Annotated in this window: 26 protein-coding genes and 1 tRNA gene; 12 read left to right on the top strand and 15 right to left on the bottom strand. The window is 64.1% G+C overall.

Annotation, left to right across the window (positions count from 1 at the left end; translation table 11 throughout):
• The first annotated feature begins 24 nt into the window (after positions 1–24).
• The 3 genes from CK230_RS07220 (at position 25) to CK230_RS07230 (ending at position 3,495) form a co-directional block, all read left to right on the top strand.
• Entirely contained in the window at positions 25–666 is a 642-nt protein-coding gene (locus tag CK230_RS07220) for a carbonic anhydrase (protein WP_095816528.1), read from the top strand.
• A gap of 11 nt (positions 667–677) precedes the next feature.
• A complete protein-coding gene (locus CK230_RS07225) occupies positions 678–1,094 on the top strand; it encodes a hypothetical protein (protein WP_095816529.1) in 417 nt (138 codons plus the stop codon).
• A gap of 352 nt (positions 1,095–1,446) precedes the next feature.
• Positions 1,447–3,495 carry a M3 family metallopeptidase gene (locus CK230_RS07230; RefSeq protein ID WP_176480041.1) on the top strand — a complete coding sequence of 683 codons (2,049 nt, stop codon included), beginning with the start codon at positions 1,447–1,449 and terminating at the stop codon, positions 3,493–3,495.
• A 169-nt stretch (positions 3,496–3,664) separates the two neighbouring features.
• On the opposite strand, the gene CK230_RS07235 is transcribed toward CK230_RS07230, so the two are convergent.
• The 4 genes from CK230_RS07235 to CK230_RS07255 all read right to left on the bottom strand — a co-directional run bounded on the left by CK230_RS07235 (position 3,665) and on the right by CK230_RS07255 (position 8,561).
• Positions 3,665–5,137, bottom strand: coding sequence for a M81 family metallopeptidase (locus tag CK230_RS07235; RefSeq protein ID WP_095816531.1), 1,473 nt, complete (start codon positions 5,135–5,137; stop codon positions 3,665–3,667).
• 79 nt (positions 5,138–5,216) lie between these two features.
• Positions 5,217–6,041 (bottom strand): carbohydrate ABC transporter permease, encoded by an 825-nt coding sequence (locus tag CK230_RS07240; protein ID WP_095816532.1) that lies wholly within the window; start codon positions 6,039–6,041, stop codon positions 5,217–5,219.
• A complete protein-coding gene (locus CK230_RS07245; RefSeq protein ID WP_095816533.1) occupies positions 6,038–6,907 on the bottom strand; it encodes a sugar ABC transporter permease in 870 nt (289 codons plus the stop codon). Before CK230_RS07245 ends, CK230_RS07240 begins: the two co-directional genes overlap by 4 nt.
• Positions 6,908–7,334: 427 nt before the next feature.
• Complete coding sequence (locus CK230_RS07255) at positions 7,335–8,561, bottom strand: sugar ABC transporter substrate-binding protein (RefSeq protein ID WP_095816534.1); 1,227 nt, start codon at positions 8,559–8,561, stop codon at positions 7,335–7,337.
• Between the two features lie 148 nt (positions 8,562–8,709).
• On the opposite strand from CK230_RS07255, the gene CK230_RS07260 reads away from it, so the two are divergent.
• Genes CK230_RS07260 through CK230_RS07270 form a run of 3 tightly spaced genes read left to right on the top strand, consistent with a single transcriptional unit; the run spans position 8,710 to position 11,463 of the window.
• On the top strand, positions 8,710–9,504 hold the full coding sequence (locus CK230_RS07260) for an SDR family oxidoreductase (protein WP_095816535.1): 795 nt from the start codon (positions 8,710–8,712) through the stop codon (positions 9,502–9,504).
• 2 nt (positions 9,505–9,506) lie between these two features.
• Positions 9,507–10,574: a sn-glycerol-3-phosphate ABC transporter ATP-binding protein UgpC gene (gene ugpC, locus CK230_RS07265; protein WP_095816536.1), complete on the top strand. Its 1,068-nt coding sequence runs from the start codon at positions 9,507–9,509 to the stop codon at positions 10,572–10,574.
• A gap of 7 nt (positions 10,575–10,581) precedes the next feature.
• Positions 10,582–11,463: a MurR/RpiR family transcriptional regulator gene (locus CK230_RS07270; RefSeq protein WP_095816537.1), complete on the top strand. Its 882-nt coding sequence runs from the start codon at positions 10,582–10,584 to the stop codon at positions 11,461–11,463.
• 174 nt (positions 11,464–11,637) lie between these two features.
• On the opposite strand, the gene CK230_RS07275 is transcribed toward CK230_RS07270, so the two are convergent.
• Together CK230_RS07275 and CK230_RS07280 are read right to left on the bottom strand one after the other, a co-directional pair.
• Complete coding sequence (locus tag CK230_RS07275) at positions 11,638–11,949, bottom strand: DUF167 domain-containing protein (protein WP_095816538.1); 312 nt, start codon at positions 11,947–11,949, stop codon at positions 11,638–11,640.
• Positions 11,949–12,248: a YggT family protein gene (locus CK230_RS07280; protein ID WP_095816954.1), complete on the bottom strand. Its 300-nt coding sequence runs from the start codon at positions 12,246–12,248 to the stop codon at positions 11,949–11,951. The genes CK230_RS07275 and CK230_RS07280 overlap by 1 nt, the downstream gene beginning before the upstream one ends.
• A gap of 191 nt (positions 12,249–12,439) precedes the next feature.
• Here CK230_RS07280 and CK230_RS07285 point away from each other — a divergent pair.
• Together CK230_RS07285 and CK230_RS07290 are read left to right on the top strand one after the other, a co-directional pair.
• A tRNA-Ala gene (locus CK230_RS07285) sits at positions 12,440–12,515 on the top strand.
• Between the two features lie 174 nt (positions 12,516–12,689).
• The gene (locus tag CK230_RS07290; RefSeq protein WP_095816539.1) at positions 12,690–13,133 is read left to right on the top strand and encodes a hypothetical protein; all 444 of its coding nucleotides are present in this window, start codon (positions 12,690–12,692) and stop codon (positions 13,131–13,133) included.
• A 464-nt stretch (positions 13,134–13,597) separates the two neighbouring features.
• Here the strand turns inward: CK230_RS07290 and CK230_RS07295 are convergent, their stop codons facing one another.
• The gene (locus CK230_RS07295) at positions 13,598–13,933 is read right to left on the bottom strand and encodes a hypothetical protein (protein ID WP_141246003.1); all 336 of its coding nucleotides are present in this window, start codon (positions 13,931–13,933) and stop codon (positions 13,598–13,600) included.
• A 196-nt stretch (positions 13,934–14,129) separates the two neighbouring features.
• Complete coding sequence (locus CK230_RS07300; protein ID WP_095816541.1) at positions 14,130–17,168, bottom strand: AsmA family protein; 3,039 nt, start codon at positions 17,166–17,168, stop codon at positions 14,130–14,132.
• A 297-nt stretch (positions 17,169–17,465) separates the two neighbouring features.
• Between CK230_RS07300 and CK230_RS33055 the strand changes: the two genes are divergently transcribed.
• The gene (locus CK230_RS33055) at positions 17,466–17,633 is read left to right on the top strand and encodes a hypothetical protein (protein WP_176480042.1); all 168 of its coding nucleotides are present in this window, start codon (positions 17,466–17,468) and stop codon (positions 17,631–17,633) included.
• Between the two features lie 39 nt (positions 17,634–17,672).
• Here CK230_RS33055 and CK230_RS07305 read toward each other — a convergent pair whose 3' ends face one another.
• The 5 genes from CK230_RS07305 to exbB all read right to left on the bottom strand — a co-directional run bounded on the left by CK230_RS07305 (position 17,673) and on the right by exbB (position 22,296).
• On the bottom strand, positions 17,673–18,167 hold the full coding sequence (locus CK230_RS07305) for a hypothetical protein (protein ID WP_095816542.1): 495 nt from the start codon (positions 18,165–18,167) through the stop codon (positions 17,673–17,675).
• 215 nt (positions 18,168–18,382) lie between these two features.
• Positions 18,383–19,777, bottom strand: a complete 1,395-nt coding sequence (locus tag CK230_RS07310) for a multicopper oxidase family protein (protein ID WP_095816955.1) — start codon at positions 19,775–19,777, stop codon at positions 18,383–18,385.
• A 73-nt stretch (positions 19,778–19,850) separates the two neighbouring features.
• On the bottom strand, positions 19,851–20,837 hold the full coding sequence (locus tag CK230_RS07315; protein ID WP_095816543.1) for an energy transducer TonB: 987 nt from the start codon (positions 20,835–20,837) through the stop codon (positions 19,851–19,853).
• On the bottom strand, positions 20,834–21,337 hold the full coding sequence (gene exbD, locus CK230_RS07320) for a TonB system transport protein ExbD (RefSeq protein WP_095816544.1): 504 nt from the start codon (positions 21,335–21,337) through the stop codon (positions 20,834–20,836). Before exbD ends, CK230_RS07315 begins: the two co-directional genes overlap by 4 nt.
• A 5-nt stretch (positions 21,338–21,342) precedes the next feature.
• Positions 21,343–22,296 (bottom strand): tonB-system energizer ExbB, encoded by a 954-nt coding sequence (gene exbB / locus CK230_RS07325; protein ID WP_095816545.1) that lies wholly within the window; start codon positions 22,294–22,296, stop codon positions 21,343–21,345.
• Between the two features lie 258 nt (positions 22,297–22,554).
• Between exbB and CK230_RS07330 the strand changes: the two genes are divergently transcribed.
• The 3 genes from CK230_RS07330 to CK230_RS07340 all read left to right on the top strand — a co-directional run bounded on the left by CK230_RS07330 (position 22,555) and on the right by CK230_RS07340 (position 24,684).
• Positions 22,555–23,229, top strand: a complete 675-nt coding sequence (locus CK230_RS07330; RefSeq protein WP_095816546.1) for an isochorismatase family cysteine hydrolase — start codon at positions 22,555–22,557, stop codon at positions 23,227–23,229.
• 130 nt (positions 23,230–23,359) lie between these two features.
• Positions 23,360–23,674 carry an antibiotic biosynthesis monooxygenase gene (locus tag CK230_RS07335; RefSeq protein WP_095816547.1) on the top strand — a complete coding sequence of 105 codons (315 nt, stop codon included), beginning with the start codon at positions 23,360–23,362 and terminating at the stop codon, positions 23,672–23,674.
• A gap of 113 nt (positions 23,675–23,787) precedes the next feature.
• Complete coding sequence (locus tag CK230_RS07340; protein ID WP_245429850.1) at positions 23,788–24,684, top strand: sigma-70 family RNA polymerase sigma factor; 897 nt, start codon at positions 23,788–23,790, stop codon at positions 24,682–24,684.
• Between the two features lie 2 nt (positions 24,685–24,686).
• On the opposite strand, the gene CK230_RS07345 is transcribed toward CK230_RS07340, so the two are convergent.
• Positions 24,687–25,625, bottom strand: a complete 939-nt coding sequence (locus CK230_RS07345; RefSeq protein WP_095816957.1) for an LLM class flavin-dependent oxidoreductase — start codon at positions 25,623–25,625, stop codon at positions 24,687–24,689.
• Positions 25,626–25,782: 157 nt separating this feature from the next.
• Positions 25,783–25,938 (bottom strand): hypothetical protein, encoded by a 156-nt coding sequence (locus tag CK230_RS07350; RefSeq protein WP_095816548.1) that lies wholly within the window; start codon positions 25,936–25,938, stop codon positions 25,783–25,785.
• Positions 25,939–25,985 lie beyond the last annotated feature (47 nt).

A 25,985-nucleotide genomic window follows, 5' to 3' on the forward strand; every position in this document is an offset into this window, starting at 1 on the left:
CCCCCGGAAAGGCTCTAGCCGCCCATGCCTCACCTTCCCGAACACCTCCTCGCCGGCTATCGCAACTTCATGAGCGGCCGCTACCCTACCGAAAGCGACCGCTATCGCTCGCTGGCGCGCGACGGCCAGGCGCCCGAGACGATGATCGTCGCCTGCTGCGATTCGCGCTCGGCGCCGGAAGCGATCTTCGATGCCGGTCCCGGCGAGCTTTTCGTGCTGCGCAATGTCGCCAATCTGGTGCCGCCCTACGAGCCGGACGGCGAGTACCACTCGACCTCGGCAGCGCTCGAATTCGCCGTGCAGAGCCTGAAGGTGAAGAACATCGTGGTGATGGGCCACGGCCGCTGCGGCGGCATCCGCGCCGCGCTCGACACCAACTCGGCGCCGCTGTCGCCCGGCGATTTCATCGGCAAATGGATGAGCCTGATCGCGCCGGCCGCCGAGACCGTGGCCTCCAGCACGATGATGACGGCGACAGAGCGCCAGACGGCGCTGGAGCGTATTTCCATCCGCTATTCCATTGCCAATCTCAGAACCTTTCCCTGCGTCTCCATCCTCGAAGGCAAGGGCAGGCTCTCGCTCTACGGCGCATGGTTCGACATCTCGGCCGGGGAGCTGTGGGTGATGAACAAGGAAACCGGCGATTTCGAGCGGCCGGAGATTTAAACGGAGGCGTGATGCAGCGCAGCTGGTGGAGGATCTTTGTCGCGGCGGCGCTGCTGGTGACCTCGATCGTCCGCGCCAGCGCCGATGACGGCGCCATCATCGATCGCTGGTATTCGGCGCTGCTGGTCGCCGACCGCACCGAATTGTCCGACCTGCTTTCCGACGATGTTCGCATGAAGCTCGACGACATCGGCGTCGTCCAGACCAAAGAAGATTTCATCGCCTCGATCGACGAATGGCAGGGCGCGGTCGCGGGCGCGACGATCCGCCATCGCATCGAGAAGAGCGAGAACGGCGAGACCACCGTGCTTGCTTGCTACGATTTTCCCAGCAACGATACGCTGATGCGCGAGACCTTCACCGTCGCCGGCGGGCACATCGTCGCCAGCACGCAGACAGCGGTGGCGCAGAACTGCAGCGGCTACTAGTGTTTGCGTTGGTGGCTCGCATGCTTTGGCGATTGGCCGAAACGCCCATCGCGATCGTCATCCACGCGCGAAGCAAGGAGCGAAGCGACGCGGCGCAGACCCGAGGATCCATTCCGTGACATACGAGCGTCGCAACGGTGCAGAATTCTGCTCCGCTTCGGAAGGCTTCAGCCAATCTCCAGCGTTTACGATGAACCAGCGCGTTTCACCCGTTTCACAAAAAAGCTGAATCGCCCTACGCCCTGAACGTTCTAAGTTGAAATCCGGGGGCTACCCGAGTTGCGCGATGCGCGGCATCGCCCTACATCCGGGACTGCCCGCCGCCTATCGAAACTCCCAATCGGATTTACCCATGTCAAAAGCCGTCGACCTCGCCGCCCATCCGCTGACCCTTTGGCAAGGGCCGCTCGGTCTGCCGGATTTCTCGCGCATCGGCGACAATGATTTCGGTCCGGTCTTCGACGCGGCACTCGTGGCGCATCAGGCCGAGATCGACGCGATCGCCGGCAACAGCGCGGCGCCGACCGTCGACAACACGCTTGCCGCGCTCGAGCTTGCCGGCGAGCCGCTCGACCATGTCTCGTCGATCTTCTGGTGCCGCGCCGGTGCCCACACCAACGACACGATCCAGGCGATGGAACGCGAGGTTTCGCCAAAGATGTCGCGGCATTTCTCGGCGATCTCGATGAACGAGAAGCTGTTTGCTCGCATCGACGATCTCTATCAGCGCCGCGACAGCCTGAAGCTCGATGCCGAGACGCTGCGCGTGCTGGAGAAGACCTGGAAGGGCTTTGTCCGGTCGGGCGCCAAGCTCGACGCCGAGGGCAAGAAGCGGCTTGCCGCCATCAATGAGGAACTTTCCTCGCTCGGCACCAATTTCGGCCAGAACGTGCTTGCCGACGAGCGCGACTGGGCGCTGTTCCTCGACGAGGCCGATCTTGCGGGCCTGCCGGACTTCCTCAAGAGCGCCATGGCCGAAGCGGCCGAGATGCGCGGCCAGAAGGGCCGTTATGCGGTGACGTTGTCGCGCTCGATCTACGAGCCGTTCTCGACCTTCTCCGAGCGCCGCGACCTGCGCGAGATCGCGTTCAAGGCCTTCACCATGCGCGGGCAGAATGGCGGCGCCTCCGACAACACCGATGTCGTGCGCGACATGCTGAAGCTGCGCGCCGAGAAGGCGAAGCTTCTGGGCTACGGTTCCTTCGCGGCGCTGAAGCTCGACGACACGATGGCCAAGACCCCGAAGGCGGTGCACGAGCTGCTCGATCCGGTGTGGGAGAAAGCGCTGGAAAAGGCCGCCGCCGACCAGAAGGAGCTGGAGCGACTGGCGGCGGAAGCCGGCAGCAACGAGAAGTTCGCGGCCTGGGACTGGCGCTTCTACCAGGAGAAGCTGCGCGCCGAGAAATTCGCTTTCGATGAGGCGGAGCTGAAGCCTTACCTGCAGCTCGAACGCGTCATCGAGGCCTGCTTCGATGTGGCGACACGCCTGTTCGGCATCACCTTCGAGGAGAAGAAGGGCATCGCCGCCTGGCATCCGGATGCGCGCGTCTTCGTGGTCAAAAATGCCGACGGCAGCGAGCGCGGCCTGTTTCTGGCCGACTATTTCGCGCGGCCGTCAAAACGCTCCGGCGCCTGGATGAGCGCGCTGCGGTCCGGATACAAGCTGGGCGACGGCGCGAAGCCGCTCATCTACAACATCATGAATTTCGCCAAGCCGCCGGCCGGCGAGGCAGCGCTTCTGTCGGTCGACGAGGCCAAGACGCTATTCCACGAGTTCGGCCACGCGCTGCATGGCATGCTGACCGACGTCACCTGGCCGTCGGTTTCCGGAACCTCGGTCAGCCGCGATTTCGTCGAACTGCCCTCGCAGCTTTACGAGCATTGGCTGACGGTGCCGGCGGTGCTGGAAAAGCATGCGCTGCATGTGAAGACCGGCAAACCGATGCCGAAGGCGCTGCTCGACAAGATGCTCGCCGCCCGCACCTTCGGCGCCGGCTTCGCCACGGTCGAGTTCACCGCTTCGGCGCTGATCGACATGGCCTATCACGCAAGGGCGGATGCGCCAGCCGAACCGCTTCGTTTCGAGGCCGAGACGCTGGAAAAACTGCATATGCCCGACACGATCGCGATGCGCCATCGCACCCCGCATTTCGGCCATGTCTTCGCCGGCGACGGATATTCAGCCGGCTATTATTCCTACATGTGGTCGGAAGTGCTCGACGCCGATGCCTTCTCGGCCTTCGAGGAGACGGGCGATGCCTTCAATCCGGAACTGGCCGAGCGGCTGCGCAAGAACATCTATGCCGCGGGTGGGTCGAAGGACCCTGAGGAGCTCTACACGGCGTTTCGCGGCAAGATGCCGTCGCCCGAGGCGATGATGGTGAAAAGAGGGCTGGTGTAGCGCCGGCAAATCTCCCCCCTTTTGAGGGGGAGATGGCCGCGAAGCGGCCAGAGGGGGTCCTCGCGCGTGGAGCGCCGGCCTCCTTCCTCCCCACCGCGGGGCGTCGCGGCAGTTGAGGCGACCCCCTCTGTCGCCTTCGGCGACATCTCCCCCTCGAGGGGGGAGATTACTAGCGCCACGGATCCGCCACCCGCGGCCAGATCGGCCTCGTCAGCTTCCTGTAATCCGTCACCGCCGGGTTGCTCGGATAGGAGCTCGGCGCCGCGACATAGATGATCTCGGCGGCGATCGGCGCGAAGCCGGCGTAGAAATGGTTTGTCGACTTGATCAAGAGGACGTCTTTGCCCATCGGATCGATGCCGATGTTGGAGAAGACATCCGGCTCGAAGGTCTGGGTGCGGTTGGTGTTCAGGATGACGTCGACCTCGGTGCCTTCGATGCGTACCACCGCTGACGGCCCCAATGTCACGCGGCTTGGCCCGAAGCTTTGCCAGCCTTCGCTGACGGCCTTCAACACCGTGACACGCGCATCGATCGGTTCGCCGGCCTGAGGGCCAGCCTTGCCGCCGAAGCGCAGGTCGATGACCGCGCCCTCGCCCGCGGCATGGCAGAAAGTCACCGCGATCGGATCCCAGATCGTCGCGACGCCGACCTTGTTCACGCCGCGCGCCATCAGTTCGCGCAGCACGATGGTGCCGTCGCCCGGCACGCCGCCGCCCGGATTGTCCCAGATGTCGGCGATCACCGCCGGCTTGTCCTGGCGCTCCGCGCGCACCGCAAGCGCTCGCTCGATGCCCGCCGCGGCGGACAGCATCGTCATCGCTGTCTGTTCGCGCAGCGCATATAGCTCGCGGCCCAGCGTTTCGGCGAGCTTGTCGCCCTTTTCCTTGTCGTTGTCGGTGACGACCAGGATGCGCGTGCCCATCTCCGGCACGTCGGCGGCCATGAAGCCGTGGATGACCGAGACCGACAGCACGCCGTCCTTGCCGTGCAGCGCCTTGATCCTGTCGACGAAGGAGCGCATCGGCTCGCGGCTGGTCGGCAGCACCTGGATCATGCGGCAGTCGAAGGTCGAGATCACCGGCCTGATCTCGCCGCGCGCCGCGGCAAGACCGAGCTCGACGACATGCTCGCCGCGTTCGTAAAAATCGGTGTGCGGGAATTCGAGGAAATAGGCCATGATATCGCAGGCCGCCACGCGCTTCGGCGTCAGGTGGCTGTGCGGATCGAATTCCGAGGCGATCACCACTTTGGGCCCGACGATGGCGCGCACCCGTTCCAGCAGGTCGCCTTCGCAATCGTCATAGCCTTGCGCCACCATGGCGCCATGCAGGCCGAGGATCACGGCATCGACCGGCAGCGCGGCCTTGAGCTGGCCAAGAATCTCGTCACGCAGCGCCTCATAGGTCTGCCGCTGCACCAATCCGCCGGGCTCCGCCCAGGTCGCTGTGCCTTCGATGACGGTCAGCCCTTCCTTCGCGGCGCGCTTGCGTAGCGCCACGATCGGCGAGGAGCAGAGCGTCGGCGTCTCCGGGTGGTTGCCCGGGCCGGCATAGAAGGCCATCTCGAAGGACGCCCGGCCGGTCGGCACCGGCGAGAAGGTGTTGGTTTCCGTCGCCAGCGAGGCGGTGAAGATGCGCATGAACGCTCCCTAGACTTCTTGTTTTTTCGCAATTCCGGGCGAAAACCGCTGCGTGTTTTTCCTGGAATTGACGGGATTGCTATTTGACGGCCCCGAGCGCGAGGCCCCGGACGAGGTAGCGCTGCAGCCAGATGAAGAGGATCGCTACCGGCAGCGTCGCCAAGAGCGTGGCGGCCATGACATGGTGCCATTCGATCGTGTAGCGGCCGGCGACGAGGGAAAAAACCTGGATCGGCAGCGTGTAGCTTTCCTGGCTGCGCAACATGGTGAGCGCCACCACAAACTCGTTCCAGGCGTTGATGAAGGTGAAGATCGCCGTCACCGCGATCGCCGGCAGACAGAGCGGCAGGAACACTTTGCGCAAGGTCAGCCAGCGGCCGGCGCCTTCCATCCAGGCCGCCTCCTCGAGGTCGCGCGGAATGGTGTCGAAATAGCTCTGCAGCATCCACACCGTGAAGGCGACGTTGAAGGCCATATAGATGAAGCCGAGCGCGGTCGTGGACTCGACCAGCCCCCAGGCAGCCATCAGTCGGAACAGGCCGAGCACCAGCACGATCGGCGAGATCATCTGCGAGATCAGCAGAAACTGCCGGAAGGCGCCATAGCCGGCAAAACGAAACCGCGACATGGCATAGGCCGCCGGCACCGAGATCAGGATCGCGCCGATCGTCGCCAGCGCCGAGACATAGAGCGAGTTGATGAGCGCCTGGCCGAAACCGGTCGCCACCCACATGTCGGCGAAATTCGACCAGTGGAATTCGCTCGGCCACCAGGTCGGCGTCAGCACCTCGGTGCGCGGCTTGACGGCGGTGAGGAACATCACGGCGAAGGGGAAGATCGTCACGACGATCAGCGGGGCCAGCAGCAGCCAGGCGATGATGGTGCGTTTCAGCTTCGGCGTCATGCGCGCTGCTCCCGCATGGCGAGCCGCACATAGATCATGGTGAAGACGAGCAGGATCGCGAACATCACCAGCGACACGGCGGAGGCCTCGCCCAATTTGCCAATGCGGAAGGCGAGCTTATAGAGATGCGTCACCAGTATGTCGGTCGAGTTCGCCGGTCCCCCTTGCGTCATCACCCAGATGATCGGGAAAGAATTGAAGACATAGATAGTGTTGAGCACGATGGCGATGTTGATGAAGGGCTTCAGCAACGGAAAGGTGATCTCGCGGAACTGCTGGAAATGCGTCGCGCCCTCAAGCGCGGCCGCCTCGTAGAGATCGTCCGGAATCGAGGAGAGGCCACCGAGGAAGATGGTGGTAGTGAACGGCACCGTCACCAATATGCCGATCAGAACCTGCATCGGGAAAGCGGTCTCGGCGCTCGCCAGCCACTGGATGTTCTGGCTGATCAGGCCAAGCTTCATCAGGGCCGAGTTCAGCATGCCGCTCTCGCCACTGAGCGCCCAGCGCCAGACGACCGCGGTCATGGTCAGCGACACTGCCCAGGGCAGCATGATGATGACGCGGGCGAGGCCGCGGCCATAGAAATCCGTGTTGAGGATCATCGCCACCGGGATCGACAAGAGCAGCGCGCCGCCGACCACCAGCACGGTCCACAGCCCTGTGCGCCAAAGTGCTGCGACGAAATCGGGGTCAGCGGCAAGCGCCGAGAAATTGGCCAGGCCGCTGAATTCGCGAAGCTGGCCAAAGCGATTCACATCATGCGTCGATATCTGGATCAGGTCCCAGACCGGCCAGAAGATCACCACCGCCGCGAGCAGCAAGCTGGGGAGTGTCAGCAGATAGGGCAGGAAACGATTTTGCATCGGCTGGTTTGTACTGCGTTGCGAGGCATCGGCGGCGCTGGATTGCCAGCTAGCCTAATCTCGACCTGTTCGTTCTGAGGGCTCAGTTCAAATTCTTTCCCAGCGTCTGCGCTGCCCCTCACCTGCCTGCCGGCATCCTCTCCCCGTATAGTGACGGGGAGAGGGACGCTGTCGCCGGCGATTTCGCCAATCACCAACGTGGCAGGAAAAGCGCCGAGGTTCCGATCTGCCCTTTCTCCCCGTCACTATACGGGGAGAAATGCCCGGCAGGGCAATGAGGGGGAGCGCAGACTTTGGCATTCTATCCTCTGGTCCGAGGTGAACGCCCTATCGGCTCAGCTATTTTCGCGGCCGTTGCAGCCTCTTCTAAGAGGTGTGGCGCGCCCCGCGGGGGTAGGGCGCGCCACGGGCGCAGGGAGATACGCCCTTATTTCTTGAGCACCGCGTTGGCCTTTGCCGCCGCATCCTTCAGGCCGGCTTCGGGATCGCCGCCGAGATAGATCTTCTGCATGGCGTCGGACGTGATCTGGGCGATCTCTTCCCAGCCCGGGATGACCGGCGCGAAGCGGGCGTCGGGCAGCAGAGCGGTGAAGGCGGCGAGGTCGGCGTTGTTGACGTAATAGTCCATCTTCGCCTCTTCCTTGTTCACCGGCAGGAAGCCTTCGCCTTGAGTAAACTTGGCGCGCTGCTCCTTGGTGAAAAGGAAGTCGAGCAGCTTCCAGGCCTCGTCCTTGTTCTTGGAATTCTTGAACATGATGATCGAATCGGTGACGCCATAGGTGCCGCGCGCGCCGGTCGGGCCGGCGGGGATGGCGGCGACGCCGTATTTCAGGTTCGGCGCTTCTTCCTTGATCTGGTTGGACAGGAAGGGCGCGGTGATCATCATGCCGACCTTGCCCTGCTTGAACAGGTTCTGCACGTCCTCGCGGTTGTTCGAGGTGACGCCCGGTTCCGTCAGGCCCTCGTCGATCATCGACTTGTAGAGCTTGGCGGCTTCCAACGCGCCTGGCGTGCCGAGACCGGAGGTGCCGTCCTTGTTGAGGATCTCAGTGCCCTGCGACCACATCGCATAGTAGTAATAGACGTCGGTCTCGATCTCCTTGCCCTGCAAGCCGAAGCCGAAGGCCCCGACCGCCTTGATCTTGCGCGCGTCTTCCTGCAGCTCGGTCCAGGTGGCCGGCGGCTTGGCGATGCCGGCCTTCTCGAACAGCTCCTTGTTGTAATACATGGCGCGCGCCGAAGCCGCGATCGGCAGGCCGTAAGTGTGGCCGTCCATGATCGAGGGCTGCAGGAATGTGTCGATGAAGCGGTCCTTGAATTCGGGCTTGATGTAGCTGTCGAGCGGCTCGGCGACATCCTGCTGCACGAAATCGATCAGCCAGCGCGTGCCGATGATCGAGAGGTCGGCATTGGTGCCGGCGGTGATGTCGGTGGTGAGCTTCTGCAACAGCACATCCCACGGCACCACTTCATATTTGATGGTGATGCCGGGATTGGCCGCCTCGAATTCCTTCTTCACCGCTTCGAAATAGGGGCCGGTCTTGGCGCTGTATTCGGCGACGGTGACGCGCACCTCGCCCGCATCGGCTGGTGCTGCCAGCGCCAGCATGCTCATCCCGGCCAACAGGCCGACAGTCCATTTCGCAAGGCTCATTCGATTTCTCCCATTGATGCACGTTGGCGCCCGGCCCTTGTGGGCACAGGATTTATGTTACTTTCCTACATTATCCATGATTTCACGCCGCGCAAGCGGATTATCGTGTTGCTTAATTACATTTGCTTGGCTAGCCTGCCGACTTAAAATGTGGGACGGAGGAGCGGGCAAGGTGGGTTCGAAAGCCGAGTTCGAAGGCAAGACGATTGTCGTCACGGGCGCCGGCGGCGGCCTCGGCTCGGCGATCGTCGAGCTCATGGCCGGGCGCGGCGCGCGCATCGTCGGCTGCGACCAGTCGACGGAGGCGCTGGCCAGCCCGCACATCGCCTCGCGCCATGTCTTCGATCTGCTCGACCGGGCGTCGATCGAAGCGGCGATCCCTGTGCTGCTCGATAAGGACGGCGTTCCCGACGTCCTGATCAACAATGCCGGCTGGACGCGCGCGGAAACGTTGAAGGCGCTGACGGCGGAGAAGATCGAGCAGGAGCTCGACCTCAACCTGACCGGCGTGATGACTTTCGCCGATCCGCTGATCAAGGCGATGGCGGCCCGTGGTTCGGGCAGTGTCGTCTTCATCTCCTCGGTCAATGCGATTTCGCATTTCGGCAATCCGGCCTATGCGGCGGCCAAGGCCGGCATCAACGCTTACGCCAAATCGGTCGCCGTCGAGCTCGGCCGCAGCGGGCTGCGCGCCAATGTCGTCTGCCCAGGCTCGATCCGCACCGCCGCCTGGGACCATCGCCTGGCCAAGGACCCCGAGATCATCGGCCGGCTCAAGCGGCTCTATCCGCTCGGCCGCATTGTCAATGCTTCGGAGGTAGCGGAAGCCGTGGCTTTCCTTGCTTCGGATCGCGCTTCCGGCATAACTGGCGCCGTGGTGCCGGTGGACGCCGGCCTGACAGCCGGCTACCTGCCTTTCATCGACGACATACTGGGAGCGTGAGCATGACCGACGTCCAGTTCCGCAACCTGTCGAAATCCTTCGGCCAGCATAAAATCCTCGAGGACATCAACCTTGACATCCGGACCGGCGAGTTCGTCGTGCTGGTCGGGCCGTCCGGCTGCGGCAAGTCCACGCTGCTGCGCATGCTGGCCGGGCTGGAGACAATCACCTCCGGCGATCTCGTTATCGGCAGCACCCGCGCCAACGACCTGCCGCCGCAGAAGCGCAACATCGCCATGGTATTCCAGTCCTATGCGCTGTTCCCGCATCTGAAGGCGTCGGAAAATATCGGCTTCGGCCCGAAGATCCGCGGCGAGAATCGCGCCGCGATCGACGACAAGGTGAAGAAGGCGTCCGGCGTGCTCAACCTCTTCTCCTATCTCGACCGCTATCCGCGGCAATTGTCGGGCGGCCAGCGTCAGCGTGTCGCCATGGGCCGCGCCATCGTGCGCGAGCCCTCGGTGTTCCTGTTCGACGAGCCGCTCTCCAATCTCGATGCGCAGTTGCGCGTGCAGATGCGCACCGAGATCAAGGCGCTGCACCAGCGGCTGAAATCGACCATCGTCTATGTCACCCACGACCAGATCGAGGCGATGACCATGGCCGACCGCATCGTGGTGATGGACCGCGGCCGCATCCAGCAGGTCGGCCAGCCGCTGGAACTCTACGATCGGCCGGCCAACAAATTCGTCGCCGGCTTCATCGGCTCGCCCTCGATGAGCTTTGTCTCGGGCGCGCTGAAGACGACGGGAGCCCACTCCTGGTTCGAGACAAAGGGCGGCGGCCGCTTGCCGCTCTCGGGCAGCGCGGCTTCCGGCAGCGACACGGTCGAAGCCGGCATCCGGCCCGAGCACTTCGTCGTCGGGGCCGCAGACGATGCGATCGCAATCAAAGTCGATGTCGTCGAGCCGACCGGCTCGGAAACACATGTCTACGGTTCAGTCGGTGACGACACGGTGCGCGCGGTGTTCCGCGACCGGCTGCAGGTCAAGCCCGGGGACCGGCTGCCGGTGAGCGTCGATCCGCGCAACATCCACCTGTTCGACAAGGCGACGGGCCTGCCGCTGTGAGAAGACGATGAAGAGCCCGGCCGACATCATCACCCGCCTGCAACTGATGTCGCAGGACGGCACCAAATCGGACCGCCGCCTGGCCGGACTGGTGCTTTCCGACCTCGATTTCGCCTCTAAGGCGGCGATCTCCGAAATCGCCGCGCGCGTCGGCGTCAGCGAGCCGACGGTCACCCGCTTCTGCCGCAATCTCGGCTGCGAGGGCCTGCGCGATTTCAAATTTTATCTCGCCCAGGCGATCGCCATCGGCGGCCAGTATCTGTCGCCGGAACCGCTCAGCCGCGATGCGCGCGAGCAGCGCATAGCGTCCGCCATCACCGAAGCGGCGATCGCCGCCATCCAGCGCGCCAGCGAGAATCTCGACATGACGACGCTGATGGATGTCGCCGCCCGGATTGCAAGCTCCGGCAATGTGCTCTGCATCGGCTCTGGCGGCATCTCCTCGATGATGGCGACGGAGATGCAGAACCGGCTGTTCCGGCTGGGTCTCTCGGCGCTCGCCCAGACCGACGGCCAGCTGCAGCGCATGTATGCCGCCGTCGCCACGCCCGAGACGACGCTGCTTGCCTTCTCGGTCTCGGGCTATGCGCGCTCGGTGATCGATGCCGTCGAGGTCGCGCAGCAATATGGCGCCGCCACCGTCGCCATCACCGCGCCGGACTCGGCGCTCGCCAAGGCCGCCGACACGGTCATCCTTCTGCAGTCCGTCGAGGACGGCAACATCTACAAGCCGACATCCTCGCGCTACGCGCTTCTGGCCATTGTCGACATGATCGCCACCACAGTGGCGGAATCGCGCGGCCCGAAAGTGCTGGAGAATTTGCGCCGCATCAAGCAGAGCGTGAACACGCTGAAGGTGGATGATCCGAAGCTGCCGCTGGGGGATTGAGTGCTTCTGAAGATTCACCCTCACCCGGATTGCCTACCGAATTGCGAAGAGCAATTCGGGTCAATCCGACCTCTCCCCAAGGGGAGAGGAGCAGGTCGGCGCCGGCGCCAACCTCTTCTCCCCGTCGGGGAGAAGGTGGCCGCGTAGCGGCCGGATGAGGGGGCGTCGCCAGCGTTATTTGCTGAGCGTCTGAAGCCGCTCCACCAGTTCAACCATGTCCCCCACCACCCGCAGCGTCTTCAGCCGCGAGGTCCCGCCGGCGACCACCGAAACGGACGATGCCGGCACACCAAGCGCCTTGGCCAGCATTCGTTCCAGCGCTTGATTGGCGGCGCCGTTCTCCGGCACGGCGCGCACGCGCGCCTTGAGATGGCTGCGCCCGTCGGCGGTGGTCTCGACACCGTCGATCCGATCGAGCGCCGCTTTCGGCGTCAGCCGCACGAAGAGGTCGACGCCGTTCTCGCGCAGCCGAAACGGCGAGTTCATCAGGCGCCGGTCACGACCCAGGACCAGACGGTGGTGACCAGGAACTGTCGGATGAAGAAAATGATCAGCAGAAGAATGATCGGCGAAATGTCGATGCCGCCGAGATCTGGCATGAAGCGGCGGATCGGGCGTAAGGCCGGATCGGTCAGCCGATAGAGCATGTTGCCGACGCTGCCGACGAACTGGTTGCGCGAGTTGACGACATTGAAGGCGTAGAGCCAGGAAAAGATCGCCGAAGCGATGATGATCCACCAGTAGATATCAAGCGCCATGACGATGGTCTGAATAAGGGCGATCATGCCGGTCTCCGAAATTGTCGCCGACATGTAGCCATTGCTTGGCTTGCGGGCAAGGCCCGCGGGCATGGCCTGCCCGGCAAGGCTGCGGGTTTGGCGAACCGCAAGGCTGCCGGTCACGGCGCTTGTGCCCGGCCCGGTCTTTCGCCTTGACATCAAACGGCCGCGACCGATACAAGCCGATCCGCTGGAACGGGGCTGTAGCTCAGCTGGGAGAGCGCATCGTTCGCAATGATGAGGTCAGGGGTTCGATCCCCCTCAGCTCCACCAGCCAGCACAAGCATGTGCTCTCTTCGCTTCCGCCTTCCTTGCTCGCCATTTCGTGACCGCCGGATTTCGGGCCGCGTGCCGGGAACCAATGGCGGGGCAATTCGGTTCAGCTATACATTTGAAGCCGACGTGCGCGGCCGGTTGGGCAAGCGGCGATCCTTGAGGAGTTCCATCATGCAGATTTCATCCAGGTTCCGTTCCGTCGCGGTCGCGGCAATCGCCGCCGCGGGCGTGAGCATTGCCAGCGCGGCGCATGCCGACACCGGCACGATCCGCTTTTCCGTCTACAAGGCGGCCTTCTTCATCGGCGGTTCCGGCGGCGAAGGCACGCTGACCTTCCATGGCAAACGCTATCCGATCTCCGTCGGCGGCGTCTCGGGCGGCCTCGCCTTCGGCGCTTCCAAGACCTATTTCCAGGGCACGGTGCGCCGCATTCGGCGCGCCAGCGACGTGACGGGAGTTTATGGCGCTGCCGGCGGCGGCGGCGCGGTCGGCAAAGGCGCCCAGGTGATCGTCATGACCAATGACAAGGGTGCCCAGCTCGAGCTCACCGGCAGGCAGGTCGGCCTGCAGGTCAACGCCGATCTCAGCGGGATCAGCATCGCGCTGAAGCGGTAGAAGACGCAGCTCCCCGCTCTTCATGGATGGGCCGGCAAAGGCGCTGCTTAGCGCCGAATGCCGGCCGCTGGAGGCAAAGACACGCAGATAGGCCGCCTGGCACCAGGCGCGGATCCGGGCCTAAAGCGCGTCGCGCTGAACCGGATTCAGGCGATGCGCTTTAAGTCTTTGTTTTGATGCATGTCGTTGTCCCAGAACCGCTGCACACTTCTGGGCGACATGCATTAGAGCGTTTCGCAGTTCCACGGCACGGCGAACCCCCCTATCTCTTTGTTTTGTCGCAATTTCCAGGCGGAAGGCTACGGCGAAGTCGCCGAGCCTAAAGCGCGTCGCGATCTTTCAGATTCGCTCCATGCGCTTTAGGGTTCTGATTTTACGCATGTCTTTATCCCGAAACCGGTTCCCACTTTCGGGAGACATGCTTTAACCGCTTCACACTTTTCCTGGAATTGCTTCAGGCGGGCTCAATCGTCCCAATCATCCCAATTGTCTTCGTCCCGCGGCGGGTAATTGGGAACGACCCGGATAATCGGCCGTGGACGCTGATAGCGCCAATAATACTCGTCCGGCGGCTGTCGCTCATAGGTGCGGTAGGCGGGCTGATAGTAATGCTTCGGCTTCCAGTATTTGTGCTTCTTGTACGGCCGCACGCAATAGCCGTCCTCGGTCAGATAAGCGCATGTGACACGCGCCTCCTGTACCAGGTTGTTTCGAACCGGCACGCCAATCATCGGCGCCGCCTCGACCGCCGGCATCACCGCCAGCATGGTCCCGGCAAGGGCAAGAACAGATAGTTTCATCGGCCTCTCCAACGTCTCCAGAATAGGCCCGGAAGAACGTCCCGATTGGGGGCGATTTGCGGCGGCCGAGATCACTTTGATTTTCGGCCGCACATATGAGCGTTAGATCATGTACGCGCCGGCATGGCCGGAGCCTGCCGTCAGGCTTGAATTCCACAACAGCCGAAATCCGTGGCGATCCCGGCGCACCCTAACGCTAGTTCGCCAGCTGATCGAGAAGCGTGTCTATTTCGCCTTTCTTTGGGGCTTCGGGCGAAGCAGGGGCGGGTTGGAGGTCGGCTTGCGGATCGACGGGGGCGGATTCCGCCGCCGGCGCGGCGGCCTCGGTCTCGCTGCTGGTGTCCGAACTCGTCGGTGTCGCGTTTTCCGTATTGCCGTTGTCCGGCGCTACGGCGGGTTCCGGAGCGGGCGGTGGGACTTTGGGTCGGGGCGCGGCGTTGCCCAGAAGATCGCCGATCAGGTCCGCCGCTCCCTTGCCCTCGCCGTTCGAGCCTGTCTGGCCCGGGATCAGCTTGTCGAGATTGAGTTTTCCGGTTGGCAGGCCGAGGCGGCTCAACATATCCAGCGCACCCTTCGGGTCCTTGGCCAAGGCGCTCACATCCGGATAGGCACGGGGCGCGGAGAGCGGGCCCTGGACCACGACCGGCACCCCGATGCCCTTCACGGCAACGTCGCCTCCCTGCCCGGCAAGCGAAGCGACGACGCGTGGATTGAGACGCATGTCGAGCGTCTGGTCGGCGAGGTCGATCCTGCCCGAGCCATCCATTCGCACCAGTGGGCCTAGCAGGCTGATGTCCGCCGTCTGCGCGACGCCGTTCTCGATCGCGAATGAGGCGCCGAGCGCGGTGAACGTCGTCTTCTTGGCCTGATCCTGCTTGAAGCCGCCGGCGAGCAGTCCGACCAGGTTGTTGTAGACCTCCGCTATGTCGATGCCGCGGAAGGCGCCGTCGCTGAATTTTGTCGCTGCCTTGCCGCCGAGGGAGCGGGCAAGCGATTTCGTGGTCTTTCCCGAGCCTGAGACGGCGACCGTCGCATCGAGCGTTCCTTCGATACGGTCAAAATCCGCCGCGTCATGAAGCAAGGGCGCCGCGGCCGCGCCGGCGATTGCGGTGTTGAGGTCCAGGGAAGCGGCGTCGCCGGAACCGTCGGCGGTCATGTCCGCGGCAATCGTGCCGCCGTAGAAGGAGCTTTGCGGCACATTCAGGTGAGCCTTGCCGTCGGTCACCGTCAGGCTGGTCGCCACCGGCCCTGCAAAGACCTTTCCATAGCCGAGCTTGTCGGCCTGGATATCCACCTTGGCATCAAGTCCCTTGAGGAGGGAGAGATCGATCGGCGCGTCGGTTGCCGCGCCCGGTTTCTGTTTGCCGCCGGCCACGGCCCCGCCGCCGCCGGCGAGCGCTGCAAGGTCGAGTTTCGCGAAATTTAGCGACATCCGGACAGTGAGAGGCCCCCCCAGTTTCACAGAGCCTTGTCCCGACGCCTTGACGCCGTTCAAAGCGATGGCGGCTTTCTGGAAGGAGAATTGCTTCGGGCCGGCATCGACATCGCCCTTGAAGGCAAAGTCCTGCAGGGTGCGGGAAGCGCCTTGTCCCAGCCATTGCATCAGTCTGTCGATCGAGGGCGATGTGGCCGAGACCTGGCCCTTGAACGTGCCGCCACCCCCGACGGTACCGCTTATGCTGGCTTCGAGGTATTTGGCGGAGACCGAAAGGCTGATCGGCCCGGACGCGTCGGCAACGGAGCCGCCGGCCAGAAAGGATGCGGGCGCGACCTGGGACTTGAACGTCACGGCTTGCCCCCGCCAGGCAAGCTTGCCTGTCACATCAACCGGCTTGCCGATGTCGCGAACCTTCGCATCAAGATTGAGCCCGGTAATGTCGTTGGCCGTGCGGTCCTGGGCATCGCCAAGTGCCGCAAGCGCAAGCTTGCCCCCTCGAATCCCGACCGTTCCCTGTAGATTTGCGCTGCCGCGGATGCGTTGCGCGGTGAGCCCGCGAAAAGCGAACCCCATATCGGCCGTGAGCTTGCCGGACAGCGGCACGGATTGCCCGGCCAGCTTCGCTATCGAGCCGATGTCCAGCCCTGAACTCGCAATATTACCCCGTATGGTGGGAGGTGTTTCAGCGACATTCGTCGAGGCATTCGCGGTGAGGCTTCCCGCATCGAGGCCGAAATGCTCCAGCTTTGCCTCGAGATGTCCATCACGCAATGCTGCGGCGAGCTGGACATCGGAAGCCCGTATCCTGCCGCCGACCAGTTCATCGATTGTCACGCTGATGTCGGCGTCGAAAGCGGCCAGCATGGCAAGGTCGGGCCCTCCGGAGCCGGCCGGAGGCTTGCCCCCGCTCGAACCGCCTTTTCCTATATCGCTCAAGGCGTCGATATCGACGCGCTTTGCCGCCAGGTCGGCGAAGAAGCGATGCCGCGCCCCAGGTTGAAAGAGCGCGTCCATCTGGAAGCTCTGGTCGCCGACCTCGAACTTTCCGCTCTTGATCTGATAGCTGCCATTGCCGTTGAGCTGGATCTCGCCGCTCGCCTGCAAGGAAGAGAATTTGGCAACGGGCGCCGGGTCGAGCCGCGCCTCGATGGCGATTTGGGCCGGCAGCCGTTTCAGGATGGGCCGCAACGCGGAAAGGCTCCCGCTCATGTCGACGCGACGGCCGCCGCTGGTGCCGGCCAATGAAAACGAGACCTCCCCGTCGAGGTCCGGAACCCTCAGATCGGCGTCGATTGCCGTCACCGTGGCGGCCTTGCCGGTCGACGCGCCTGAGGAGAGGGTGCCGTTCGTTATGGTCAGCTGGTTGATCGCCAGCCGCTCGAGCGTATCGACGACCGCCGCGAACGGATCGGCCTGAACATCCTTCTGTTCCGGAGCTGGCTCCGCGCTCGCCGAGGCTTTGAGCGCGATTGTCGGATCCGCCAGCGCGACCGACTGAATCTCAAGCTTTTTCGACCATAGCGACGACAGCGTTATAGACGTCGAGAAGCGCGGAGCGGATATCGCGATGTCGCCCGTGTCGGTCGAGAGCGAGATTTCATCCGCGACCACTGCCAGCCTGGGCAGCAGCGACAGTCTGACAGGTCCGTCCAGCCGAATGGTCATTCCGGTTGCGGATGACAGTTGCCGGCTCAATTCGCCACGAACCCAGTCGGTCGAAACAAGTGCGGGCAAAAGCAAGAGCAGCCCGACGACAAGGACGACGGCTACGGTGAGTGAAGCGACGATTTTTCTCACATCGACCAGCCAAAATGATCGGAAGAATCAGTATCGTCGAGCATACATGCTTCTTGCGCCCGACTGAATCCTGCCCAACTACGGGCTTCGTATCGGACGAATTTCGGACCGCGCCCCGGAGCCAATCGGCTCCTTCGCGGATGGCCATCGCGATCGAAGCCACTTGTACGCAAGTGTTTCCAGGTCAACAGATTTGGAAACGATTAGCCGCTTTCCGAGCCATTCTCGTGAAACAGACCAGGGGCACTGTCCGGCGCCCGCCACCGACATATCAGCAATCCAATGGAGGACGTGCCAATGTCAGTGCTCGGGATTTTACTTCATCTCGGTCGTGCGGTGATCCAGGCTCACAACAATGCCAAGGTGAGAAACCTGATGGATGTGCCGCCGCCCGAAGCCCGCAGAGACCGGGGCCGGCAGGTTTCTGAAAAGGAGTCCGGCGCCATTCACCGCGGAGGACGCTGACACAAGCGGAGTCTCGGACCGCCACCACGTTTAGTCCACTCACCTGGAGACCGCCGTCGCTTTGTGATTGCGTTGGCGCGCATAGGCCACGCAGGCGTCGACCGTGCTGACACAGAGCGCATCGACGCTGTTCGGCAGATTGTTGTCGCCGGCGTAGGCCACCTCGGCGACATGACCGCCGACCATGCGGATCTGCGTGTTGCAGTAACCGCCGGGGGCGACATTGACGGAGCCGCCGACAGCGGGGATCGCGCCCACGGCCATGGTTGGGACCGCGATGCTGAGATTGCCGCGCTGTACGGTGCGCTGATAGGTCCAGATCTGGCCGGACGCACCCGCATCGGCCGTCGCGGTCGGAAAGCCGGCGCACATGCGGACGTCGGCCTCGCTGAGACCGACCATCTCCTTGCGGGCGGCGGCCGTGGTGGGATCGACCTTGGCGATGCTCGACGTATCGTCGGGGATGACACAGGACGACAGGATGGAGATGCCTGCCGCGACAAAGGCAAGTTTTCGAATACGCAAGAATGTCATGCCGTCGGTCGGAGTTGCGTGCCGCCCCAGCGCCCTCCTGCCTACCTAGGCAATCGGCCAAACGCGTCAACCCGAGACAGAGGCGGAAATGCCGCGCGTTAGAGCGTTTCACCGGTTCACGGAAACGGCGAACCGCTCTATCTCTTTGTTTTTACCCAATTCCGGACGGAAACCGCTCGCACTTTTCCTGGAATTGCTCTAGCGCGCCAATGCGCTCACGCCACCCGAAAATAACTCGTCATGCCCGTCTTCTGGTGCTCGATGATGTGGCAATGCAGCAGCCAGTCGCCGGGATTGTCGGCGACGAAGGCGAGCTGCACCTTCTCGTCGGGCAAGATGAGGTAGGTGTCGGAGACGAGCGGCTGCACTGCCCTGGCGGAGGACGACAGCACCTTGAAGCTCATGCCGTGCAAATGGATCGGGTGCGCGTGCGGGGTGAGGTTCTCCATGTCGATGATGTAGCTCTGGCCGAGCTTCAGCTCGGCGAGCGGCGCGGCCGGGTCGGGCGTGTCGCCCGGCCACGGCACCTTGTTGATCGCCCAGAAGCTGTAGCCGAGCGAACCGCAGATGCTGTTGGCCGAAACATTTTCCGCCGTGGCGCTCAGCGCCAGCGGAATGCGCCCGGCGTTGGAAAGGTCCACTTCCGCCACCGGATTGACTTCCAGCGGGCCGAGATCGCGCAGATCATGCTTCAGCGATGTGCCGACCGAACGCAGCGTCGCCAGGATCTTCTGCTTGGTGCCCCGGACGTCGCGCAGGCTGACGATCGCGCCTTCGTCGTCCGGCATGCGGACGGCCAGCTCCAGCCGCTGGCCGGGTCCCAGCTGCAAGGCATCCGGCGTGAAGCGTTGCGGTACCGGATTGCCGTCGAGCGCGATCACCGTCGCCTCGGCGCCGTCGACGCGGAAGGCGTAGATGCGGGTGACGTCGGTGAGGGCGGCGCGCAGCCGCACCAGCCCGCCGGCCGGCGCGTCGAATTGCGGCTGTTCGAGCCAATTGGCGGTGCGCACCGTGCCGAAAGTGCCCGCCTTGGCGGCATCGCGCGGCCTGAACTGCTCGATGAACTGGCCGTCGTCGCCGAGTCGCCAGTCGCGCAGGTTGATCACCATCTCGGCGTCGAAGGCGGGGTCCTTCGGGTTCTCGACCACGATCACGCCGGTCAGGCCGTGACCCATCTGGATCAGCGTGTTGCAATGCGGGTGATACCAGAAGGTGCCGGCATCGGGCGGGGTGAAGGTGTAGTCGAAATGGTCGCCCTGATAGACATAGGGCTGCACTAGGAACGGCACGCCGTCCATCTTGTTGGGAACGCGGATGCCGTGCCAGTGGATGGTCGTCGGATCGTCGATGCCGTTGATCAAGCGCGCGGCAAACGCCTCGCCTTTCCGCATCCTGACAACCGGCGGCAGGCCCGCCTCGCCATAGGTCAGAACATTCTTCGTCGGCGCTCCGTCCATCAGCCGCGCCTCGGTGCTGGCGGTCTTCAGGATCAGCGGCTCGGGCTTCGCCGCTGCCCAGCCGGCAAACTTGCCGGCGGCCGAGAGGCCCACACCGGCCGCGCCGGCGGCCACGGCGGTTTTGAGAAGGTTGCGGCGTGTTAGCATCGTCATCTTGATCTCGGCGGGGAGCATGCCGCGGCAAAGTTGAACAGTTCAGGCGCGTACCACCATCCGTCGCGCCGGCCTAGTCCCGCAGGCTGAACACAAATGGTGCCGTGCGGGTGACGCGGGCGCCGAGTTCCACCGGCGGCGCTGGCACCGAGGCGCCCTGCAACGCGCCGAGCGCGGCGCGATCAAGGTCCGAGTCGCCGGATGATCGCGCCAGCCTGGCGGAAATCACCCGGCCGGAGGCATCCACGGTGAAGGTCACGTTGGGCGTGCCTTCGGCCCGTCTGGATCTTGCCGCGCTCGGGTAGCGCGTGTGCCGCCTGATCCACGCCTGCAGACTGGAATTCCAGCGCGACGGGCTGACGCTCGATCGTGGCGCCGCATCGGAGTATTGCGGCGCTACCGCCTTTGCCGCTGCCTTGGCATCGATGCTGGCGGGGGTTGTCATCCCGGGAGGTGGGGCCTTTTCCTTCTTGATCCGTTCTTTCGGCTTTTCGACCGGTTTCTTCTCGGGCTTCCTTTTCCCCTCGACCGGCTTCCGCGCCTTCACCTCCCCGTCCACCGGCTTGGGCTTCGGCAGCGGAATGACGACATCGGGCGCAATCGCCTCGACAGGGTCCGGCACGACCTCGTTCAGCGGCTGCTGCTCGCTCAGCGCCGCGACGGTCTGTTCCGCCGGCGCGGCCTGTTCAGCCTCCTGCGTATCGTCGAGTGGCTGTTCGGTGACCGGCTCTGCCTGCTCCACCACCGGCGCCGGCTCAGTCAGTGGTTTCACGTCGGCAGGCTTTTCCGTCTCCTCCGCCGCGTCGGGCGGCTCCGGTGTCACCGTGTCCAGCATTGCAGCCTCTTCGGGCACGGTGGGCGCGACGACCAGCGGCGCCATCTCGAGCGCCAGCGCCGGCGGCGGACCGCCATCCTGCGTGTCGGCGAAACTCAAATTCTGCACCGCGTAGGCGACCGCCACATGCGCGGCCAGAATGATCGCGGCGGCGCTCGTCCACAGGCCGGCATCGCGCGCGCCGAAGCGCGGCTGGGACATCCGGGAAAGGGTGGCGGCCGTCATCGCGCCGCGCTTCCGCCCGGTGTCGAGGAAGTGTTCGCGCCGGTCGCAGGGATTCCGGGCGTGGCCCGCCCACCTGTATCGCCCGCCGTCTCCAGCCCGACCAGCGCGACCTTGAGATAGCCGGCGGCGCGCAAGAGGTTCATCACCTCCATCAGGTCGCCATAGCCGACCGTCTTGTCGGCGCGGAGGAAGATGCGCGTCTGCCTGTCGCCCTTGGCGCGGCTGTCGAGCACGGCAGCAAAAGCCGAACGCGGTACGCTGTCATTGCCGATTGCCAGCGTGAGATCGCTTTTCAGCGTGAGGAAGAGCGGCGTTTCGGGGCGCGGCGCGGGCGTTGCCGTCGAACCGGGCAAGTCGACATTGACGTCCACGGTGGCGAGCGGTGCTGCGACCATGAAGATGATCAGGAGCACCAGGATGACATCGATGAACGGCGTGACGTTGATGTCGTGGTTTTCCTCGAGATCGTCGCCGAAAGTCTCGCGAATCCGCGCCGCCATCCCCGTCACTCCGCCGCAATGGCCGTCGCCGGCGGCAGCGTGCGGAAGTCCAGGTCGCGGCTGACCAGCCGTTCGACGCCGGTGGAAGCATCGGCGAGGATCTGCCTGTAGCCGGCTATCGAGCGCGCGAAGACGTTGTAGATGACCACTGCCGGAATGGCCGCCACCAGGCCCATGGCGGTCGCAAGCAGCGCCTCGGCGATGCCGGGCGCGACGACGGCGAGGTTGGTGGTCTGCGCCTGCGAGATGCCGATGAAGGCGTTCATGATGCCCCAGACGGTGCCGAACAGGCCGACAAAGGGCGCCGTCGAGCCGATCGTGGCGAGCAGGCCGGTGCCGCGCGACATGCGCCGCGCCGCCGCTGCCTCGATGCGCCAAAGCCTGGAGGCGACACGTTCCTTCAGGCCGTCGCCGGAAACATGATCGAGCGCACCGGCCGACAGCGCCCGTTCTTCTTCCGCCGCCCGCACCAGAAGCGCGCCCGGACCGCCGCTATGGCCGAGTTCACGACGGGCCTGCATCAGTGTCGCGGCGTTGCCGATCGCAGCGGCGGCGCGACGGGCCCTCAGCTTGCCGCCCAAGACCTCCAGCGACTTGGCAAGCCAGATCGTCCAGGTGACGAGAGACGCGAAGGCCAGCCCGATAATGACTGCCTTCACGACGATGTCGGCATTCATGAACATGCCCCAGGGCGAGAGGTCATGCGGCAGTGTCAGCGAGACGGAGGGCTCTTTACCGACGGCGGCGCTCGGAGCCGGCTGGATGCCTGGCTCCGCCGGCACGGCTTCAACCGGCGTTTGCGCTGGGGGCGGTGGATTGGCGGCGGATGCGGCAGGCGCGGGGGCGGCCGCTGCCGGACCGGTCGCCGGGGGTGTTGCGGGCTGCTGCTGCGCCACGGCTATCTCAGCCGAAAAGATCACGGATGCGGCCAGCGCCGCGAACAGAACGCTCCGGGACAAGTCTCGCCCTCGCTTTGTCATGGCACGAACCGGCAGGTTGTCTGCTGGCTGGTGCGAACTTCGGTCACGGCATTCAGCCATGCGCTGCCGACTGAGTATGAAACATGACTCTGATAGTCAAGATTAAGATCGCAATCAGGCCAACAAATCGGCGAAGCCCACTGTTCAATCGCCTCGGCGTGCGCGCCGGCCGTCACCACAGGGGCTTCCGCCGCATGCGCGGCAGGCTATGCTCGATACCGAAGAAGGAGACCGCGGATGATCAAGGCGATACCGTTCGACTTTCCCTATGACGGCAGGCTGGTGCCGCAACACACCGCGCTGCTGGTCATCGATCTGCAGGAGGATTTCCTATCGCCGACCGGCTATTTCGCCAGGAAAGGTTATGATCCGTCGCCGCTGAGAGCCATCCTGCCGGCGGTCAACCGGCTGATTGCTGCGGCGCGCGCCGCAGGCCTCGCCGTCATCCACACAAGGCAAGGCTACCGCGCCGACATGGCGGACATGACGCCCTACGAAAAGTGGCGCCGCAAGCGGGCCGGCCTCGACGGCACCGATGTCCTGCTGCGCTCGGGTCCGGGCTTCCAGATCTCCGCCGATGTCGACGTGGCGCCGCAGGACGTCATCATCGACAAGACCTGCAACAGCGCCTTCACCTATACGGATCTGGAGATGGTGCTGCGCGCGCGGGACATAACGCACCTGCTTTTCACCGGCTGCACGACAGATGTGTGCGTGCACACCACGTTGCGCGAGGCCTGCGACCGCAACTTCCAGTGCCTGACGATCTCGGACGCCTGCGCCAGCGGCGACCAGTATGCGCATGAAGCGGCGCTGCACATGGTGACGGTCGAGGACGGGATATTCGGAGCGTTGGCGGACTCTGAGGCCGTCATTGCCGCGTTGCGGCAGTTCGCAGAGGCGGTGCGTTGAAGGTTATCTGGGGTCTTATCGAAATTTTTCCGCCCCACCGTTCCGTTTCCGGTTCCGCCTTCGTCTTGAGGGTCGTAACAGGTGCGAGAGCCGCGACGGCCTCCGCCCATAGGACAAACGGAGCCGAGCCATGTCGACCGCAGTGACCTTGATCAACGTCTTTACCGCCAAGCCGGGCAAGCAGCAGGAACTCGCCAGGACGCTCGCCGAGGGTACGCGAAACTTCTTCAGCAAGCAGCCGGGCTCGCTGTCGTCATCCGTGGTCGTCGGCGGCGACGGCAGCAAGGTCGCCAACATCTCGCAATGGCGTTCGGCGGAGGATATCGCGGCCTTTCGCAGCGATCCGCGTTTGGCCGATTACATGAAGAGCATCGTCGAACTGGCCGCCGGCGAGAGCATGATGGGCCACACGACCTATTCCCATACGGGTGGGGTGGAGAACTAAAGCATGTCTCCCGAAAGTGGGAACCGGTTTCGGGATAAAGACATGCGTAAAACAAAAGACCTAAAGCGGATGGAGCGAATCCGAAGGATCGCGACGCGCTTTAAGGAGGCTGCGTGACCCTTGCGGCGACCGAAACCAGGCTTCGCGCCTTCGAGCGCGAAGCCGCTTTGCTGAGAGCCAAGCTGCACCGCTACGCGTCGCGCATGGTCGGATCGGTCATCGATGGCGAGGACATCGTCCAGGAGACCCTGGCCAAGGGTTTTGTGGCGATCAGGAATGGCGACATGCCCGACAGGACCGAACCATGGCTGTTTCGCATCGCGCACAATGCAGCGCTCGATTTCCTGCGCAAGCGCGCCCGCTTGCAGGGCCGCGAAAGCGAGGTCGAGCTCGACACGATCGCCGACGAGAATTCGGCGCTGGACGCGCGCATTGCCGCCGAGGCGAGCCTTGCCGAGCTGATGCAACTGCCGCCGGCGCAAAGATGCGCGGTCGTGCTGAAGGACGTGCTCGGCCACAGCCTGGAGGAGATCGGCGAAATCCTCGAAACATCCGACATGGCGATCAAGGGCGCGCTGCAGCGCGGGCGCGAAAGCTTGCGCAAGCTGGCGGCCGCGCCGCGCATGGCGTCGCACCGTCCGGCGCTCGACCGGCAGGACATGCGCCGCTTGGCTGACTATGTGGCTGCCTTCAACGCCAGGGATTTCGATACGCTGCGCGGCCTTTTGGCCGAGGACGTCAAGCTGGAGCTGGTCAATCGCCTGCGCGCGGACGGCAAGGAATATGTCGGCAATTATTTCGGCCGCTATGCCGACGAAACGCATTGGCATTTCGCGACCGGACTTGTCGAAGGCCGGCCTGCCATCCTGGTCACCAGCCCGGAGCGTCCGGACGGACCGCCGCGCTACTTCATCCTCATCGATTGGGAGGACGGCCGCGTCGCCGGCATCCGCGATTTCCTGTTCGCGGATTACGTGATGGACGGCCTGGAGTACTCCGGCACGCCGTGATTTCAGCCTATACGGTGTTCCGCAAAGGGCGGTGAGGCAAACGCCCCCGGTTGCGGAACCTCCGCCTCGCGACGCGCCAGCGAATTCGCGAGCAACGTGATGGTTTCGCGCCCAATGCGGGCGATCTCGCCCGGACGGTCGATGCCGCTGATCATGAATTCCTCAATGCCGAGCGCCGCATAGGGCAAAAGCGCCAGGGCAATCCGCGCCGGCGGTCCGGCAATCTCGACCGCCTTATGATCCGGGGTTCCGCTCCAGCCATCCGCATGGATGCGCACCGGCAGCGCGAAGCGCAACCTGCCGGCGCGGCCGTGCTCCGCGGCGGCGCCGCGCGCACGCTCGATCAATTGCCGCACCTCGTCGGGCGAGCCGGCGGCCAGCTCGAAGACATCGGCGTGCTTGCCGGCGACCTTCAGCGCGGTGCCGGATTGGCCGCCGAGCCGGATGACGAGATCGGCGCCATGCGGCCCCTTGCGCGGCACGAAGCCGCCCCGGACGCTGTAGAAGGCACCTTCATGGTCGAACGGCCTGTCGTTCGACCACAGGCGCTTCAGCAGCACCAGATATTCGTCGATGCGCTGCCAAACCACGCTGTGGCCGACCGGCCGCGCCTCGGCATCGCTGTCTTCCAGCGGCTCGCTCAGCATGCGAAGCGACAGGCGGCCGCCGCCGCTGCGGTCCAGCGCGGCAAGTTGCCTCGCCGCCACCGTCGGCTCGATCACGCCGGCCCAATGCGTCAGCACCACCTCCAGCGAACCGGTGCGGTCGAGCGTCTGCGCGGCGATGTCCATATTGGTGAGCAGGCCGGCCGGATCGTCCACCACCAGCCTGCGGAAACCGGCATCCTCGATCAGCGACAGTTTGGTCGCCGTCTCGGCGAAATCATAGAAGAAGCTGCCATTGGCAGCCTTACCGGGAACATGGGTGAACTCGATCGGCATTGCCATCTCCTCCATGACGTCGGCTTGCCCCGCTCCAAAGCCTTTAAACCAAATCCGAGGACGCAGGTGCGCGACAGCGCCCCGGCGCTCGGCCAGCTTTCGACTCCGGTTACGCAACTCAGATTGTTTTGACGGCGGGTCTCGGCCCGCCTTGAAATCAGGGGATCAACCCCAGCACCACCGCGCCGGTGAACACGAATGCAAGCGCGAAGACGAGATAGGCGAAGGTGCCGCCATAGGCGGGCCTCCAGCTCTGGTCGGCGGTCAGCCTTTGGCCCTTGCGGGCGGTCTGAGCGTTCTGGATATAGGACATATCGGCCTCCGTCTCGCCGCTTAATCTATAAAGTTAGTAGACTTTGT

Origin of the sequence: Mesorhizobium sp. WSM3859, from assembly GCF_002295065.1 — a bacterium.
GTDB lineage: Bacteria > Pseudomonadota > Alphaproteobacteria > Rhizobiales > Rhizobiaceae > Mesorhizobium.